The organism is Stenotrophomonas sp. MH181796, from assembly GCF_009659995.1.
Classification (GTDB): Bacteria; Pseudomonadota; Gammaproteobacteria; order Xanthomonadales; family Xanthomonadaceae; genus Stenotrophomonas; species Stenotrophomonas riyadhensis.
Map to the genome: position 1 here is coordinate 519,194 of NZ_RAHU01000004.1, position 14,095 is coordinate 533,288.

Below are 14,095 nucleotides of genomic sequence, written 5' to 3' on the forward strand. Positions count from 1 at the left end.
GAAAGGTCTCATTGCACCGCGCCGGTCAGGCGCAGCAGCCCGAGCACGGCAAAGCCGGCGGCGGCGCTGCCGGCCAGCACCAGCCAGGCGCGCAGCGCGCTGCGGAAACTGAACGCCCACAGGGCGGCCAGCATCCATAGCGGGATGAAGGCGATGAGGGTCGGCACCAGCGCCCGTTGCCACGGGCCGGGCGGCAGCCATGCCAGCAGGCCGGTGACGGCGGCGGCCAGGAGGAAGCCGACCACGATGCCGGCGAAGGCGCGCGGCCACATCACGGCGACTCCGTGCCGGGGCGGTGCCAGGCCGCCAGCGCCGGCAGCAGCATGGCGGCCAGCATCCAGGTGCACAGCATCGCCACCAGGCCGGCGGCAAAACCAAGCTCGGCCATCCACAGCCACAGCGCGGCGGCAGCGGCGACCAGGCCGATCTGGCGGCCAAGGCGGCCGGCACGGCGCAGGCGCGGCCAGCGGCAGTGCGGCGAGGCGGCATAGAAGGCCAGCGCCGAGAACATCGCCGCCAGCATGCCCAGGCTGCAGAAGCCGAGCGTGGAAAGGCCGACGGTGATCATCGCGGGCGGCCAGCGTGGCAGCGGGCCGGCGAACGCGGGGCACGGGCGGGGCCGGCGGGAGCCGGTCGGAGCGGGTGGCGCATCACGGGGTCCTGGGGGAAAGCGGGCAGGCTGGCACAGGGCGGCCTGCGCCGACATGGTAATCATTGCAATTTCACGCCGCCAGCGAGACCCATTCAGCGGACCGTACGGTAGGCCTTGGGCTTTCCCCTGCGCTGGTTTAAGATCAGCGTAGAACCCTGACTGGAACAAGGTGGCCCGCGCCCAGCGCCGGCCGAGCGTGCGACATGAGCACTACCACCGCCCACTGTTGACCTGCCCCCGAAGGCCCTGTGTTCCAGGCGCCCTCGCGGCGCTTTTTTGTTGCCCGGGCGCCGCCCCGGGAACGCTTTCCAGCCCGCCCTGCGGGCCCCGCACGAAGCCACTGCGATGATCAACATTACTCTTCCCGACGGCAGCCGCCGCGAATTCGAAAACCCCGTCAGCGTCATGGAGGTCGCCCAGTCGATCGGCGCCGGCCTGGCCAAGGCCACCATCGCCGGTGCCGTGGATGGCGTGCTGGTCGATGCCAGCGACGTCATCGACCACGATGCCAGCCTGCGCATCATCACCGCCAAGGACGAGGAGGGCGTTGAGATCATCCGCCACTCCTGCGCCCACCTGGTCGGCCACGCCGTCAAGCAGCTGTACCCGGACGTGAAGATGGTGATCGGCCCGGTGATCGCCGAGGGCTTCTACTACGACATCTACTCCGAGCGCCCGTTCACCCCGGACGACATGGCCGCGATCGAGAAGCGCATGGGTGAACTGATCGCCCAGGACTACGACGTCATCAAGAAGGTGACGCCGCGCGCCGAAGTGATCGAGATCTTCAAGGCCCGTGGCGAGGACTACAAGCTGCGCCTGATCGAGGACATGTCCGACGACATCCAGGCGATGGGCATGTATTACCACCAGGAATACGTGGACATGTGCCGCGGCCCGCACGTGCCGAACACGCGCTTCCTGAAGGCCTTCAAGCTGACCCGCATCTCCGGCGCCTACTGGCGTGGCGACGCGCAGAACGAACAGCTGCAGCGCATCTACGGCACCGCCTGGGCCGACAAGAAGCAGCTCGAGGCGTACATCAAGCGCATCGAAGAAGCCGAGATGCGCGACCACCGCCGCATCGGCAAGCAGCAGGACCTGTTCCACCTGCAGGAAGAAGCGCCGGGCCTGGTGTTCTGGCACCCGAAGGGCTGGGCACTGTGGCAGGTGGTCGAGCAGTACATGCGCAAGGTGTACCGCAAGACCGGCTACGGCGAAGTGCGCTGCCCGCAGATCCTGGACGTGAGCCTGTGGCAGAAATCCGGCCACTGGGACAACTACCAGGACGCGATGTTCTTCACCGAATCGGAGAAGCGCACCTACGCGCTCAAGCCGATGAACTGCCCGGGCCACGTGCAGGTGTTCAACCAGGGCCTGCACAGCTACCGCGACCTGCCGATCCGCTATGGTGAGTTCGGTGCCTGCCATCGCAACGAGCCGTCCGGCGCGCTGCACGGCATCCTGCGCGTGCGTGGTTTCACCCAGGACGACGGCCACGTGTTCTGCACGGAAAACCAGGTCGAGGCGGAAGTGACCGCGTTCCACCAGCAGGCGCTGGCGGTCTACCAGCACTTCGGCTTCGATGAGATCCAGGTCAAGATCGCGCTGCGTCCGGAATCGCGCCTGGGCGATGACGCCACCTGGGACAAGGCCGAGGGCGCGCTGCGCTCGGCACTGTCCAGCAACGGGGTGGAGTGGCAGGAGCTGCCGGGCGAGGGCGCCTTCTACGGCCCGAAGATCGAGTACCACCTGAAGGACGCGATCGGCCGTACCTGGCAGCTGGGCACGATGCAGGTCGACTTCATGATGCCGGGCCGTCTGGGCGCCGAGTACGTGGACGAGAACAGCCAGAAGAAGCACCCGGTCATGCTGCATCGCGCCATCGTGGGCTCGATGGAGCGCTTCCTGGGCATCCTGATCGAGCACCATGCCGGCCAGTTCCCGACCTGGCTGGCGCCGACCCAGGTGGTGGTGGCCAACATCACCGACGCTCAGGCCGAGTACGTCTCGGGCGTGACCAAAACCCTTGCGGAGCAAGGCTTCCGCGTCAGCTCGGATTTGCGTAACGAGAAGATCGGCTATAAAATCCGCGAGCATACGTTGCAGCGCGTGCCCTACCTGCTGGTCATTGGTGACCGCGAGAAGGAAAATGGGGCTGTGGCGGTGCGTACGCGTTCTGGCGAAGACCTGGGCAGCATGAGCCTGCAGGCCTTCATCGAGCGGCTCGAGGCCGAGGGCGCGTAAGCAAAGGTCCGGTCCGGGGGCACAGGCACCCGGACCGGTTCGATACCCTTGGGAGAACGTAATATCAGCACCCCTGACAACAAACAGAACCGCAAGAATCAGGAAATCCGTGTGCCGCGCGTCCGCGTGATCGGCAGTGACGGAGAAATGATCGGCGTGTTGTCGCGCGACGAAGCGCTGTCCATGGCCGAAGATGAAGGCCTGGACCTGGTCGAAATCCAGCCGCAGGCCGATCCGCCGGTCTGCAAGATCATGGACTTCGGCAAGTTCAAGTTCGAAGCGCAGAAGAAGGCCAGCGAGGCCAAGAAGAAGACCAAGCAGGTCGAGATCAAGGAAGTGAAGTTCCGTCCGGTCACGGACGAGGGCGACTACCAGATCAAGCTGCGCAAGATGCGCGGGTTCCTCGAGGATGGTGACAAGATCAAGGTCAACATCCGTTTCCGTGGCCGTGAAATGAGCCACCAGGAACTGGGCCGCGAAATGGCCAACCGGATCGAGACCGATCTGGGCGAGGACATCGTCATTGAATCCCGTCCGCGCCTGGAAGGGCGTCAGATGGTCATGATGATCGCGCCGAAGAAGAAGACCTGAGGCCTGACGGGCCGCCTTCCGGGGCGCCTGGCTGAATGGTTCAGGGTAGAGGGGCGCCATGGGCGTCCCTTTGCTTTTGCAGGAAGCCGGTGAATTGCCGGCGAAAGGGTTGCAGGGGCTGGTGGCAGGGCGGTTTTGCCTGTATCATGCCCGGCTCGACCCACCCAGGACGGGTCGTACGCCGATCATGGCAGGACGGAAAGAGCGGCCCAGGCCGCCGCCAGATCAGTCAGAAACCAGGGTCATATCCCATCAAGGACATTGCAATGCCCAAGATCAAGACCAACCGGGCAGCGGCCAAGCGTTTCCGCAAGACCGCCTCGGGCAAGTACAAGTGCGGCCACGCCAACCGTAGCCACATCCTCACGAAGAAAGCGACCAAGCGTAAGCGTAATCTGCGTCAGACGGGCCATGTCCGTGCAGAAGACGCAGGCCGTCTGGACCGCATGCTCCCTTACCTCTGAGGAACTGAAAAATGGCACGAGTTAAGCGTGGCGTACAGGCGCGTCGCCGCCACAAGAAGATTCTGGATCTCGCCAAGGGCTATTACAACGCCCGTCGCAAGGTCTTCCGCGTCGCCAAGCAGGCGGTCATCAAGGCACAGCAGTACGCCTACATCGGCCGTAAGCAGAAGAAGCGCAACTTCCGTTCGCTGTGGATCACCCGTATCAATGCGGCTGCCCGCATCAACGGCCTGAGCTACAGCCGCTTCATGAACGGTCTGCTGAAGGCCGGCATCACCCTGGATCGCAAGGTCCTGGCTGACATCGCCGTGCACGACGCAGCCGGCTTTACCGCGCTGGCCGAAAAGGCCAAGGGCGCGCTGGCGGCATAAGTCCTTCCCGATGCCGTAACCGTTCACTCGGAACGGTGTCAGGTCAAGGCAATGCATGGGGAAGGGCGCAAGTCCTTCCCCATTCTTTTTTGGGTCCCGGCGAGGCCACAGCGGCAGCGCGGGGACGGCGGTGGCGACAGGGGTCGGCCCTTCGCGCATCGCGATGGCAGATCGACTGGAGTTCCGGCCCCCCATGAGCGACATCCAATCCCTCACCACCCAGGCGCTGGCCGATGTGGCCGCCGCACAGAGCCCCGACGTGCTGGAACAGCTGCGCGTGGCCCTGCTTGGCAAGAGTGGCAGCATCACCTCGCAGCTCAAGCAGCTCGGCGCCCTGCCGGCCGACGAGCGCAAGGCCGCCGGTGAAGCGATCAACCAGGCCCGCGACGCGCTGACCCGCGCGCTGGGAGAGCGCAAGGCGCTGCTGGAAGACGCTGCACTGGATGCACGCCTGGCCGCCGAAACCATCGACATCACCCTGCCGGGCCGCAATGGCGATCGTGCCGGCCTGCATCCGATCACCCGCACCCTGGAGCGCATCACCGGCATCTTCGCCCGGCTGGGCTACGAGCTGTCGGAAGGTCCGGAGATCGAGGACGACTGGCACAACTTCGAGGCGCTGAACTTCCCGCCGCACCATCCGGCGCGTGCCATGCACGACACCTTCTACTTCGGCGACGGCCGCCTGCTGCGCACGCACACCTCGGGCGTGCAGGTGCGCTACATGGGCGACCACGCGCCGCCGCTGCGCATGATCGCCGCGGGCAAGGTGTACCGCAGCGACAGCGACCAGACCCATTCGCCGATGTTCCACCAGGTGGAAGGCCTGCTGGTGGACGAGCATTCGACCTTCGCCGACCTGAAGGGCACGCTGGCTGAGTTCGTGCGTGCGTTCTTCGAGCGCGACTTCGAGATGCGCTTCCGCCCCAGCTACTTCCCGTTCGTTGAACCGGGTGCGGAAGTGGACATCGCCTGGCAGCAGCCCGATGGCAGCACCCGCTGGCTGGAAGTGCTCGGCTGCGGCATGGTCCATCCGAACGTGCTGCGCAACGTCGGCATCGATCCGGAGCGCTACACCGGCTTTGCCTTCGGCATGGGCGTGGAGCGCTTTGCGATGCTGCGTTACGGCGTCAACGATCTGCGCGCGTTCTTCGAGAACGATGTGCGCTTCCTCAAGCAGTTCGCGTAAGCGCCGGTCCGTAGAGTCGAGCTTGCTCGACTGCTTCTAAATTCGCAGGCCCAGGCGCATGCGCCGGGCCCACCAGGGTGACACCATGAAATTCTCCGAAAACTGGCTGCGCAGCCACGTCCCGACCCGCGCTTCGCGCGATGAACTGAGTGCGGTGCTGACCGCCATCGGCCTGGAAGTGGAAGACGTGACCGCGCTGGGCGAAGGCCTCGAGCACGTGGTCGTGGCGCGCATCGTCGACGCCGTACGCCATCCGGAAGCCGACCGCCTGCAGGTGTGCAAGGTCGATGCCGGGCAGGGCGAGCTGCTGCAGATCGTGTGCGGCGCACCGAACGCACGTCCGGGCCTGGTTGCGCCGCTGGCGATGGTCGGCGCGCAGATTGGCGAGCTGAAGATCAAGCCGGCCAAGCTGCGCGGTGTCGAGTCCAACGGCATGCTGTGCTCGGCCAAGGAGCTGGGCCTGGACAACGATGCCTCCGGCCTGCTGGAGCTGCCGGATGACGCACCGGTCGGCCAGGCTCTGGTCGAGTACCTGGGCCTGCCGGACGCCAGCATCGAGATCAAGCTGACCCCGAACCGCGCCGACTGCTTCAGCCTGCGCGGTATCGCCTATGACGTCGCCGCCGCCACCCGCAGCGACGTGCTGGATTTCACCACCGAGACGATTCCCGCCATCGGCAACCGTGAGCTGGCCATCCAGCTCGACGCCGGCGCCGAAGCACCGCGTTACCTGGGCCGCGTCATCGAAGGTGTCAACGCCGCCGCCGAGACCCCGCTGTGGATGGCCGAGCGCCTGCGCCGCAGTGGCGTGCGCCCGGTCTCGCTGCTGGTCGACATCACCCAGTACGTGATGCTCGAGCTCGGCCAGCCGATGCATGCCTACGACCTGGGCACCCTGCAGGGCAGCATCGCCGTGCGCCGTTCGCGTGCCGGCGAGAGCCTGAAGCTGCTGGACGGCCGCGATGCTGCGCTGGACGACAGCTTCCTGGTGGTCACCGACGCCGATCGTGCGGTCGGCCTGGCCGGCCTGATGGGCGGTTTCGACACCCGTGTCACCGATGCCACCACTGCCGTGTTCCTGGAGGCCGCGCATTTCGCGCCAGCCGCGATCATGGGCCGTGGCCGCAAGCTGGGCTTGCACACGGATGCCGGCCACCGCTTCGAGCGCGGTGTCGACCCGGCACTGCCGCGTACCGCCATCGAGTACGCCACCCGCCTGGTGCTGGACCTGGCCGGCGGCACCCCGGCGCCGGTCACCGAGGCCGTGCGTGAGGCCGATCTGCCGCAGCCGGCAACCATCGTGCTGCGCCGCGCCCGCATCACCCGCGTGCTCGGCATCACCATCGAAGATGCGGAAGTCGAGCGCATCCTGCGCGCGCTGGGCATGGACGTGGTTGCCACCGCCGACGGCTGGCAGGTCACGGCGCCGAGCCGCCGCTTCGACATCGCCATCGAAGAAGACCTGATCGAAGAGCTGGCCCGCATCCACGGTTACGAGCAGATCCCGACCACGCTGCCGGGCGGCGCCTCGCGCGTGGCGATGCCGAGCGAGACCCAGCTGGACGCGCTGAGCGTGCGCCGCCAGCTGATCGCCCGTGACCAGCAGGAAACCGTCAATTTCGCCTTCGTCGACGATGCGCTGCTGAGCCAGTGGCAGCTGCGCGACGGCCTGGTACCGCTGGCCAACCCGCTGTCGGCCGAACTGGCGGTGATGCGCCCGTCGCTGCTGCCAGGCCTGGTCGCCACGTTGGGCCGCAATGCCGCCCGCCAGATCGGCCGCGTGCGCCTGTTCGAGTTGGGCCGTGTGTTCGCCCAGCAGGCCGGCGACGCGTCGCTCGGCGAAAGCCGGCCGGCGCCGCTGGAGACCCCGCGCGTGGCCGCTGCGGTCTGTGGCGATGCACAGGCACTGCAGTGGGGCCTGCCGGCCCGCAAGGTCGATTTCCATGACCTGAAGGGCGACCTGGAGTCGCTGGCCGCTGCCAGTGGTGCGGTACTGGAGTTCCGCCCGTCGGCCCGCCCTTACGGCCACCCGGCCCGTTCGGCCGAGGTGTTCCGCGATGGCGTGGCGATCGGCTGGATCGGCCAGATTCACCCGCGTCTGGCCAAGGCAATGGACATCGAAGCCGACGTCTATGCCTTCGAACTGGACCTGGAGCCGCTGACCGCCCGCCGCCTGCCGCGTGCCGGCGAACTGTCGCGCTTCCCGGCAGTGCGTCGTGACCTGGCATTCCTGGTGCCTGAACAGGTGGCCTGGGCCGATCTCGCGGCCACCGTCCGCCAGGCCGCTGGCCCGCTGCTGCGCGACCTGAACCTGTTCGACCGCTACGTCGGCCAGGGCGTCGAGCCGGGATTCAAGAGTCTCGCTATGGGCTTGATTTTGCAGGACAAGTCGCGCACTCTGACGGACCGCGACGTGGATGCGGTGGTGGCCGAGGCGGTCACTGCCATCGAGCGTGAACATCACGCCCGGATCCGCGGCTGAGCGGGCAGCACTCGGGGGTAGCAGGCAATGGCATTGACCAAGGCGGAGATGGCGGAAAAGCTGTTCGACGAAGTCGGTCTGAACAAGCGGGAAGCCAAGGAATTCGTCGACGCGTTTTTCGATGTGCTGCGTGAAGCATTGGAACAGGGACGTCAGGTGAAGCTGTCGGGCTTCGGCAATTTCGATCTGCGGCGCAAGAACCAGCGCCCGGGTCGCAACCCCAAGACCGGCGAGGAAATTCCGATTTCCGCCCGTACGGTGGTCACCTTCCGTCCGGGCCAGAAGCTCAAGGAGAGGGTGGAAGCTTATGCTGGATCCGGGCAGTAACCGCGAACTACCGCCGATCCCGGCCAAGCGCTACTTCACCATCGGTGAAGTCAGCGAGCTGTGCGACGTCAAGCCGCACGTGCTGCGCTACTGGGAAACCGAGTTTCCCAGCCTTGAGCCGGCCAAGCGCCGAGGCAACCGCCGCTACTACCAGCGCCACGACGTGCTGATGGTGCGGCAGATCCGCAGCCTGCTGTACGAACAGGGCTACACCATCGGTGGTGCACGCCTGCGTCTGGATGGCCCCGATGCCCGCGAGGAATCGGCGCTGAGCAACCAGATCATCAAGCAGGTGCGCATGGAGCTGGAAGAAGTGCTGCAGTTGTTGCGCCGCTGATCCCATTTCCATCGTAATCCGCTATACTTCACGGCCCGCCGCACTGGCGGGCACATCGCAGCATCAGTCGGGGCGTAGCGCAGCCTGGTAGCGCATCTGCCTGGGGGGCAGAGGGTCGTCGGTTCGAATCCGGCCGTCCCGACCAAAAGCTGAGATAGGACAAGGGCTTGCGCCATACGGTGCAGGCCCTTTTTCGTTGTGCACCCTATTACCACCCTATCGCCACCCTATCGAGGCAGCGCGATACCCGTGGTGACCGGCTGCCACGGCGCTTCATGGCCACCCAGGTAATGCTCGGTCATCGACGCGTTGCCGTGTCCCATCAGCGCTTGAATCTGTTCCGTGGTCCAGCCCGCATCGCGCAGCAGCGCGCCACCAAGGCTGCGGATCTCATGGAAGGTTGGCGGCGCTTCGCCATCCACGCCGGCAGCATCGCGCGCCTTCGCGAACGCACGCGACAGCTGCTCGGGCAAAACCTGCGTGTGGTGCGCTCGGTCCTTCGCGCGCTTGTCGCTGGGCCTGGCCTTCTCCGGCAGCCGGTGGATCACGAACGGCGAAACCACGTCATCGCGGCACCGGGTCAGCAGGTCGAGCAGCGGGCCAGCCACGGCGATCTGTAGTCGAACGTTCGTCGAGCCCTCGGTTTTCGACGGCACCACCCACAGGTGGCCGTCGCGCACGTCGGCGAACTTAACCGTCACCACGTCCTCGCGGCGCAGCAGCGTCACCAGCGACAGGTCCATGGCGTTGCGCAGCCAGGGCGCGGCCTGGTCCCATATCGCCCGGTACACGTCGAGTGTCAGGCGCACGCGCTTCCGTTCGTGCTGGAACCGGCGAGTCGCCAGCGCGGGGTTGGTGTCTATCCAGCCCTCTTCCACGGCGCAGGCCAGGATCCAGCCCAGCACCAGCCGGAACTGCTGGCGCGCGCGGTCGGATTCGGTCACTTCGCGGATGAAGGTGGCGCACACCTTCACCGTCACGTCGGCCACCGCCTTCGAACCCAGCCCGGCCTCGATGCGTCGGATCACGCTTTCGTAGACCTCGGCCGTCTTCGGCGCCCATTTCCTGCCGGGCACGTCATCGCGGCGGAACACGACAATCGCATCAGCCACCGTCTCGCCGGGCGTGATGACCCGGGCCACCAGGTCGTCGGTGGGGATCAGCAGCGCGTTGAGCTTCTTGGCCGCGGCGAACGCGCGGGCTTGGTCGGTGCCCATCCACGTCTCTTTCTTCGTGACCGGGTGCCGGTACTTGAACCCGTCCCGGTTGGGGTACAGGTTGGCCGGCCATCCCTGGCGGCTCTTGCTTCGTTGCCTCGGTGCCATCGTCAGGCCGCCTCACCCAATACTCGCGCGACAAGATCATCGCCGCCGGCGAGCCATTCGTGTTCGTCGATGAACCAGGTGCCGCCGACCTTGCGGCCGGGCAGCTTGCCCTCGCGCAGCAGCCGCTGCAGCACCTGCATGGACGGGCGGCTGCCTTCTTCGAAATAGCGGGCCAGCCACCGCTCGGGGGTCATCAGTTGCATGCTGGTCTCCTTCAGTTCGTGGCCAGCGCAGCGCGCAGCTGCTCGGTGGCCTGTTGTGCGGCGTCGCGCAGCGCCAGGTTCTCAGTGCGCAGGCGGATCACTTCATCGGCCGCGACCACCAGCTGCTCGCGCAGCACGTCCTTGGCCGGCTGCTTCATGCGGCGCGGTTCGCGGGGGAAGAGCTGGGCGTTCATCGCGGTTCCCCGAAGTCGTGAAGGCAGCCAAGGCAGCGCTTGCTCGGGTCCGTCTCGCCGCAGCCGCCGCACACCCGGGTTGCCGGCTTGAACGGGCGCATCAGCTTCTCCGCCTCGACCTTGTCGCCGCGCGCCAGAGCCATCAGGGCGAGCGCACGGGCGTCCCACAGGCGAAGCGTCGCGGGAGAGGCGGATTCCAGATTCACGCCCTCGATGCTGGCCAGCTGCCGGCCGACCTCGCGGTGGTCGATTGCCTCAGCCATGAGCGCACCTCCGCCAGCACCAGCGCAGCCCTGCGCGCGCGGCGCGGCATGCGCGGCTGATCGCCCACAGGGTGGTGATGCCGGCCGCAAACCCGGCCAGGGCGAACACGTGGACCATTGCAGCGGTGAGCAGTTGGTCAGCCATGGGCGGTCACCTCGCCGTCATGCTCGGGGCGTACACCGGAGCCATGCTCCAGTGCATTCGCTGCCGCGAGATGTTCGCCGGGTTCGACCAGGTAGAGCCCAACATCGACAGCTTCGGGCTGCACTTCATGTGCCCCACCTGCGGGCGTCGCAACAACTTGCAGGTTGTCGGTCGTGATGAATACGGAGCGCTGATCGAGCAGTGCGAGCCGGAGCCGCTCACCAGCGGCGGTGACAGCATCCCGCGCCGCCGCTGATTGGCAGCGGATAGTCACAGCCGGGTCCGCAACCGTGGCATTGTAGAAGTCCCTTGCGACGGACAGCATTTCGTTAGCCATGGGAGGCGTCCTCTTGGTCATCCAGTGGCATATGCGCGCCGCAACGGCCGCACGCCTCCATTTCGGGCCAATCTCGGCTGTGTCCGAGCCATCGGCAGATCAGGGCCAGCATCGTTTGAACCCCGCATCGCACACGTAAGCCCTGGTCGTGGCGTCGTAGCGAATCTGTCCGCTGCCAGTGCGCTCCTGGTAGTGCTGCAGGTCGAGAGACGCCTGCGGCATGCTGATGCCGAAGTAGTCCATGAGCGCGCCGCGATTGACGCGGCCATATCGCGCCAACAGGAAGTCGATTAAGCGCAGGCGCTGCTCGACGGCATAGGTGAGCTTGCGGTCAGCCATTGCTCACCGCCTTGCTGTCAGTCACAGCCTTCTCGGCGCAGATCGCGCGGCTGTTCGCATACGCCCGGATCTCACTGACGGTTTCGAGGAACTCGGTTCCCTTGGTCGAATCCGCAATGGTCCTGAGCGACCGTGCCGCAGCCTGCAGTGCTTCGCGCACCGGCCCCAGATCCACGGCCTGCGCGGGCGGGGCGGCTAGGTAGACCGCACGCTCATCCAGCTCACCAGCATCGGTATCGTGAGCCGATTCGCTCAGTTCAATCTCGAACACCCCGTCGCGGTCACGGATAGTTCCCACCGGCTCCCCCACCGGCTGGCGGGCGGCGAGGGCTGCGCGCAGTCGGCGTATCTCAGCTAGGCAATCAGCTAGAACCAAGTCAGGATCAGTTTCGTCCGCAGGAACTCTCATGGGAGCGTTGCCCGATGTGATACGCTCGATTGCTGCGGTGATTCTTTGTTCGATGTCGATCACAACTTCTTCCTCCATCGCATGCAATGGTTGCAGAAGACCTTCCCGCCACCGCAGTGGCGACAGGCTGGCTCCTCGAAATAGAACTCAGTGCAGTCACCGCAGAAGCGCGTCCAACACCAAATCAGCCAGTACCAAGTGCCCTCCACGCATCGGGGAAGCCACAGGAACCGCCGTGTGTAATCCGGTCGCGATCTATCCCATTTCATGCCATGCGACTCCGTTCGAGGTCGGCTTCATAGGCGGCAGCGGCAGCCTTTTCGATCTGATCTGCGAACAACAGCGAGTCGTCAAGCGCTCCGCACCACGCCGCCTTGTGTTGCGAATCAGCGAACGCTTGGAGGTTCTTCACGATGGCTGCGGCCAGCCCACGGATTTCCAGCCATTGCCTGCGAGCATCCACCTGACCACCCGGGGATGGCTGGGCGGAGAGGGCGCGCGTATTCCAGTGTTCTGCCATCGAGGTCCGCAGCCAATCGATTCCGTAGCGGAGGGTGCGCTGGTTCCGCTGGATGCATCCCATGCTCTTGCACTTCAGGGTCAGCCCGTTGTCCTTGTACGGCACGAACTCGGCACCGTTTCCGCAGAACGGACAGGGGAGCAGCTCGCGTGCCCACGCCTGAAATTCATGCCGATCCAGCTCGGCCTGATCCCCCAGCCTCACCCTCCCACCGGGCTGCACGTCCGCCAGGGTCTTGTCAGTGCTCATGCTGATTCTCCTTTTACGCGGGCGAGGGCGGACTCACTTCGGCCGATTAGCGCGATAAGACCAATAACGCGGCCATCTGTTGCTGGCAGGCGCTTCACCGCATCGAGCAGGAGCCGGTGCTCTTCGATCAGCTCGGCGACTGCGGCGCGGGCTTCTCGCGCTTCATGGTTCTGCCGGGGCTCGTACTCCGCGTGCCTTTCCTCGAAGTCGATTAGCTCATCCATCACCGCCAGCACATCAACAGCCAGGGTCTTGTTGTCGGTATTCATGCAACCTCCTGCAGTTGGGTGGCCTGCTCGGCCTCGATCAGGGCATAGCCGATGGCGTCGACGCGTTCGCGCAGCTGACGGCGTGCGATCAGCAGCTGCAGCGCGATGTGCCGGCGGTGGTCGTGCAGCTGGAACGTCCGCGTCTCGATGTGCAGCTTTCCGGCCAGGTCGCGGCGGAACAGGCGGTAGGTGAGGACGTGGCCGGCCAGCACCTTGTCGATGGTCCGGCCCCAGGCGAAGCCCTCGGTGCGCTTCGGCAGCCGGCGGTCGTAGCGGTGGTGGGTCATACGGCCTCCGGCTCGGAAGGCTTCGGCATCCATCGGGTCGGCCGCAGATCGTCCTCCAACCAGCCCCACGCCTCGCAGTACCACTCTTCGAAGTCCTCAGGCAGGCAACATTCTTCAATGTCGCTCTGGGACATGACCATGTCGGGCGTTGCAATCATTGCGATGAAGACGCCCTGATCTGGACGCCACACCAGCACTTCCTGCCCCTTCGGCGCCGACTCAATCGGCTGCCACTGCGGCGTCAGTGCGATCATCAGTGTCTCAATGAGCGCCTGATCTTCGAGATCCAAGTCCCCGCCGCACCCAACGTGATAGGCGTACTCCGGCTGGCCGATCTTTCGAGCGCACTCTGCCAGCAGTTCTCGCGCTCGCTGTTTGATTGATTCCTTGCTCATGCGTGGCTCCGAAGCAGCACCGGCCCGACCGGGTAGTGCCACAGGTTGGTGAGGTTGTTGAGGCGCACCTGCAGCGGGTCGCGGCGCAGGGGGCGCAGCGGGTCATGCAGGCGGCGCTCGGTGTTCCGGCAGGGCGCGCACGCGGCGGTGGCCTTGCCGTTGATCAGGGGGAAGAACCGCAGCGGCAGCCGGGCCGCGCACTTCGTGCAGGTCTTCATGCTTCGGTACCCAGGTAGAACGGGTCGATCTTCCAGCCGGCTTCGCGCGCCGCACGCAGCCGCAGCTCGTTGGCGTCGAACTCGTCCAGCTGCAGCGCGGTGATGGCTCCCTCAACGTGGTGCGGCTGCAGCGGCCGGTCGGTGCGCTGGAACACGCGCCACACACTGAAGGGCTTGCAGCCCCATGCGGTGGACAGCGCGCCCAGGCTCTTGCCGTCTTCGTGCACGTAGCGGCGCACGAGGTCGCGGGCGGTTGCGTTCGGCGGGATCGGCTTCCGCATC

General features: G+C 66.0%; 24 protein-coding genes and 1 tRNA gene. 9 read left to right on the forward strand and 16 right to left on the reverse strand.

Translation table 11 applies throughout. The features are described from left to right. Window positions 1-8: 8 nt before the first annotated feature. Together D5301_RS12580 and D5301_RS12585 are read right to left on the reverse strand one after the other, a co-directional pair. Complete coding sequence (locus D5301_RS12580) at window positions 9-272, reverse strand: hypothetical protein (RefSeq protein WP_153855896.1); 264 nt, start codon at window positions 270-272, stop codon at window positions 9-11. After that, complete coding sequence (locus D5301_RS12585; protein ID WP_005410439.1) at window positions 272-568, reverse strand: hypothetical protein; 297 nt, start codon at window positions 566-568, stop codon at window positions 272-274. Before D5301_RS12585 ends, D5301_RS12580 begins: the two co-directional genes overlap by 1 nt. Window positions 569-997: 429 nt before the next feature. Between D5301_RS12585 and thrS the strand changes: the two genes are divergently transcribed. The 9 genes from thrS (at window position 998) to D5301_RS12630 (ending at window position 8,805) form a co-directional block, all read left to right on the forward strand. Next, window positions 998-2,899, forward strand: a complete 1,902-nt coding sequence (gene thrS, locus D5301_RS12590; RefSeq protein ID WP_153855822.1) for a threonine--tRNA ligase — start codon at window positions 998-1,000, stop codon at window positions 2,897-2,899. A gap of 63 nt (window positions 2,900-2,962) precedes the next feature. Further along, window positions 2,963-3,490, forward strand: a complete 528-nt coding sequence (gene infC, locus D5301_RS12595; RefSeq protein WP_074725076.1) for a translation initiation factor IF-3 — start codon at window positions 2,963-2,965, stop codon at window positions 3,488-3,490. Between the two features lie 266 nt (window positions 3,491-3,756). Further along, a complete protein-coding gene (gene rpmI / locus D5301_RS12600; protein ID WP_005410436.1) occupies window positions 3,757-3,954 on the forward strand; it encodes a 50S ribosomal protein L35 in 198 nt (65 codons plus the stop codon). 11 nt (window positions 3,955-3,965) lie between these two features. Beyond that, entirely contained in the window at window positions 3,966-4,325 is a 360-nt protein-coding gene (gene rplT / locus D5301_RS12605; protein WP_006380762.1) for a 50S ribosomal protein L20, read from the forward strand. Window positions 4,326-4,518: 193 nt separating this feature from the next. Further along, window positions 4,519-5,514, forward strand: coding sequence for a phenylalanine--tRNA ligase subunit alpha (locus D5301_RS12610; RefSeq protein WP_153855823.1), 996 nt, complete (start codon window positions 4,519-4,521; stop codon window positions 5,512-5,514). Between the two features lie 85 nt (window positions 5,515-5,599). Continuing rightward, window positions 5,600-7,996 (forward strand): phenylalanine--tRNA ligase subunit beta, encoded by a 2,397-nt coding sequence (gene pheT / locus D5301_RS12615; RefSeq protein ID WP_153855824.1) that lies wholly within the window; start codon window positions 5,600-5,602, stop codon window positions 7,994-7,996. A 27-nt stretch (window positions 7,997-8,023) separates the two neighbouring features. Next, window positions 8,024-8,323: an integration host factor subunit alpha gene (locus tag D5301_RS12620; RefSeq protein ID WP_005410432.1), complete on the forward strand. Its 300-nt coding sequence runs from the start codon at window positions 8,024-8,026 to the stop codon at window positions 8,321-8,323. Continuing rightward, window positions 8,304-8,660 carry a MerR family transcriptional regulator gene (locus D5301_RS12625; RefSeq protein WP_005410431.1) on the forward strand — a complete coding sequence of 119 codons (357 nt, stop codon included), beginning with the start codon at window positions 8,304-8,306 and terminating at the stop codon, window positions 8,658-8,660. The genes D5301_RS12620 and D5301_RS12625 overlap by 20 nt, the downstream gene beginning before the upstream one ends. Window positions 8,661-8,728: 68 nt before the next feature. Further along, window positions 8,729-8,805: transfer RNA gene (locus tag D5301_RS12630), tRNA-Pro, on the forward strand. A gap of 82 nt (window positions 8,806-8,887) precedes the next feature. Here D5301_RS12630 and D5301_RS12635 read toward each other — a convergent pair. From D5301_RS12635 to D5301_RS12695, 14 genes are all read right to left on the reverse strand, one after another. Next, window positions 8,888-9,985 carry a tyrosine-type recombinase/integrase gene (locus tag D5301_RS12635; protein ID WP_153855825.1) on the reverse strand — a complete coding sequence of 366 codons (1,098 nt, stop codon included), beginning with the start codon at window positions 9,983-9,985 and terminating at the stop codon, window positions 8,888-8,890. A gap of 2 nt (window positions 9,986-9,987) precedes the next feature. Further along, a complete protein-coding gene (locus D5301_RS12640; RefSeq protein WP_049441206.1) occupies window positions 9,988-10,188 on the reverse strand; it encodes a hypothetical protein in 201 nt (66 codons plus the stop codon). Window positions 10,189-10,199: 11 nt separating this feature from the next. Next, on the reverse strand, window positions 10,200-10,382 hold the full coding sequence (locus D5301_RS12645; protein ID WP_153855826.1) for a hypothetical protein: 183 nt from the start codon (window positions 10,380-10,382) through the stop codon (window positions 10,200-10,202). After that, window positions 10,379-10,645: a hypothetical protein gene (locus D5301_RS12650; RefSeq protein WP_153855827.1), complete on the reverse strand. Its 267-nt coding sequence runs from the start codon at window positions 10,643-10,645 to the stop codon at window positions 10,379-10,381. Before D5301_RS12650 ends, D5301_RS12645 begins: the two co-directional genes overlap by 4 nt. Next, window positions 10,638-10,790, reverse strand: a complete 153-nt coding sequence (locus tag D5301_RS24035; RefSeq protein ID WP_194936633.1) for a hypothetical protein — start codon at window positions 10,788-10,790, stop codon at window positions 10,638-10,640. Before D5301_RS24035 ends, D5301_RS12650 begins: the two co-directional genes overlap by 8 nt. Next, entirely contained in the window at window positions 10,783-11,127 is a 345-nt protein-coding gene (locus D5301_RS12655; protein ID WP_153855828.1) for a hypothetical protein, read from the reverse strand. The genes D5301_RS24035 and D5301_RS12655 overlap by 8 nt, the downstream gene beginning before the upstream one ends. Before the next feature lie 99 nt (window positions 11,128-11,226). Beyond that, window positions 11,227-11,466, reverse strand: coding sequence for a hypothetical protein (locus D5301_RS12660; protein WP_153855829.1), 240 nt, complete (start codon window positions 11,464-11,466; stop codon window positions 11,227-11,229). Then, window positions 11,459-11,938, reverse strand: a complete 480-nt coding sequence (locus D5301_RS12665) for a hypothetical protein (protein WP_153855830.1) — start codon at window positions 11,936-11,938, stop codon at window positions 11,459-11,461. The genes D5301_RS12660 and D5301_RS12665 overlap by 8 nt, the downstream gene beginning before the upstream one ends. Before the next feature lie 202 nt (window positions 11,939-12,140). Then, window positions 12,141-12,644: a hypothetical protein gene (locus D5301_RS12670; protein WP_153855831.1), complete on the reverse strand. Its 504-nt coding sequence runs from the start codon at window positions 12,642-12,644 to the stop codon at window positions 12,141-12,143. Then, entirely contained in the window at window positions 12,641-12,913 is a 273-nt protein-coding gene (locus D5301_RS12675; protein ID WP_153855832.1) for a hypothetical protein, read from the reverse strand. The genes D5301_RS12670 and D5301_RS12675 overlap by 4 nt, the downstream gene beginning before the upstream one ends. Further along, complete coding sequence (locus D5301_RS12680; RefSeq protein ID WP_153855833.1) at window positions 12,910-13,200, reverse strand: hypothetical protein; 291 nt, start codon at window positions 13,198-13,200, stop codon at window positions 12,910-12,912. Before D5301_RS12680 ends, D5301_RS12675 begins: the two co-directional genes overlap by 4 nt. Further along, a complete protein-coding gene (locus D5301_RS12685) occupies window positions 13,197-13,595 on the reverse strand; it encodes a hypothetical protein (protein ID WP_153855834.1) in 399 nt (132 codons plus the stop codon). Before D5301_RS12685 ends, D5301_RS12680 begins: the two co-directional genes overlap by 4 nt. Continuing rightward, entirely contained in the window at window positions 13,592-13,813 is a 222-nt protein-coding gene (locus D5301_RS12690) for a hypothetical protein (protein WP_111172942.1), read from the reverse strand. Before D5301_RS12690 ends, D5301_RS12685 begins: the two co-directional genes overlap by 4 nt. After that, entirely contained in the window at window positions 13,810-14,094 is a 285-nt protein-coding gene (locus tag D5301_RS12695) for a hypothetical protein (protein WP_228756390.1), read from the reverse strand. The genes D5301_RS12690 and D5301_RS12695 overlap by 4 nt, the downstream gene beginning before the upstream one ends. Between the last annotated feature and the right edge of the window lies 1 nt (window position 14,095).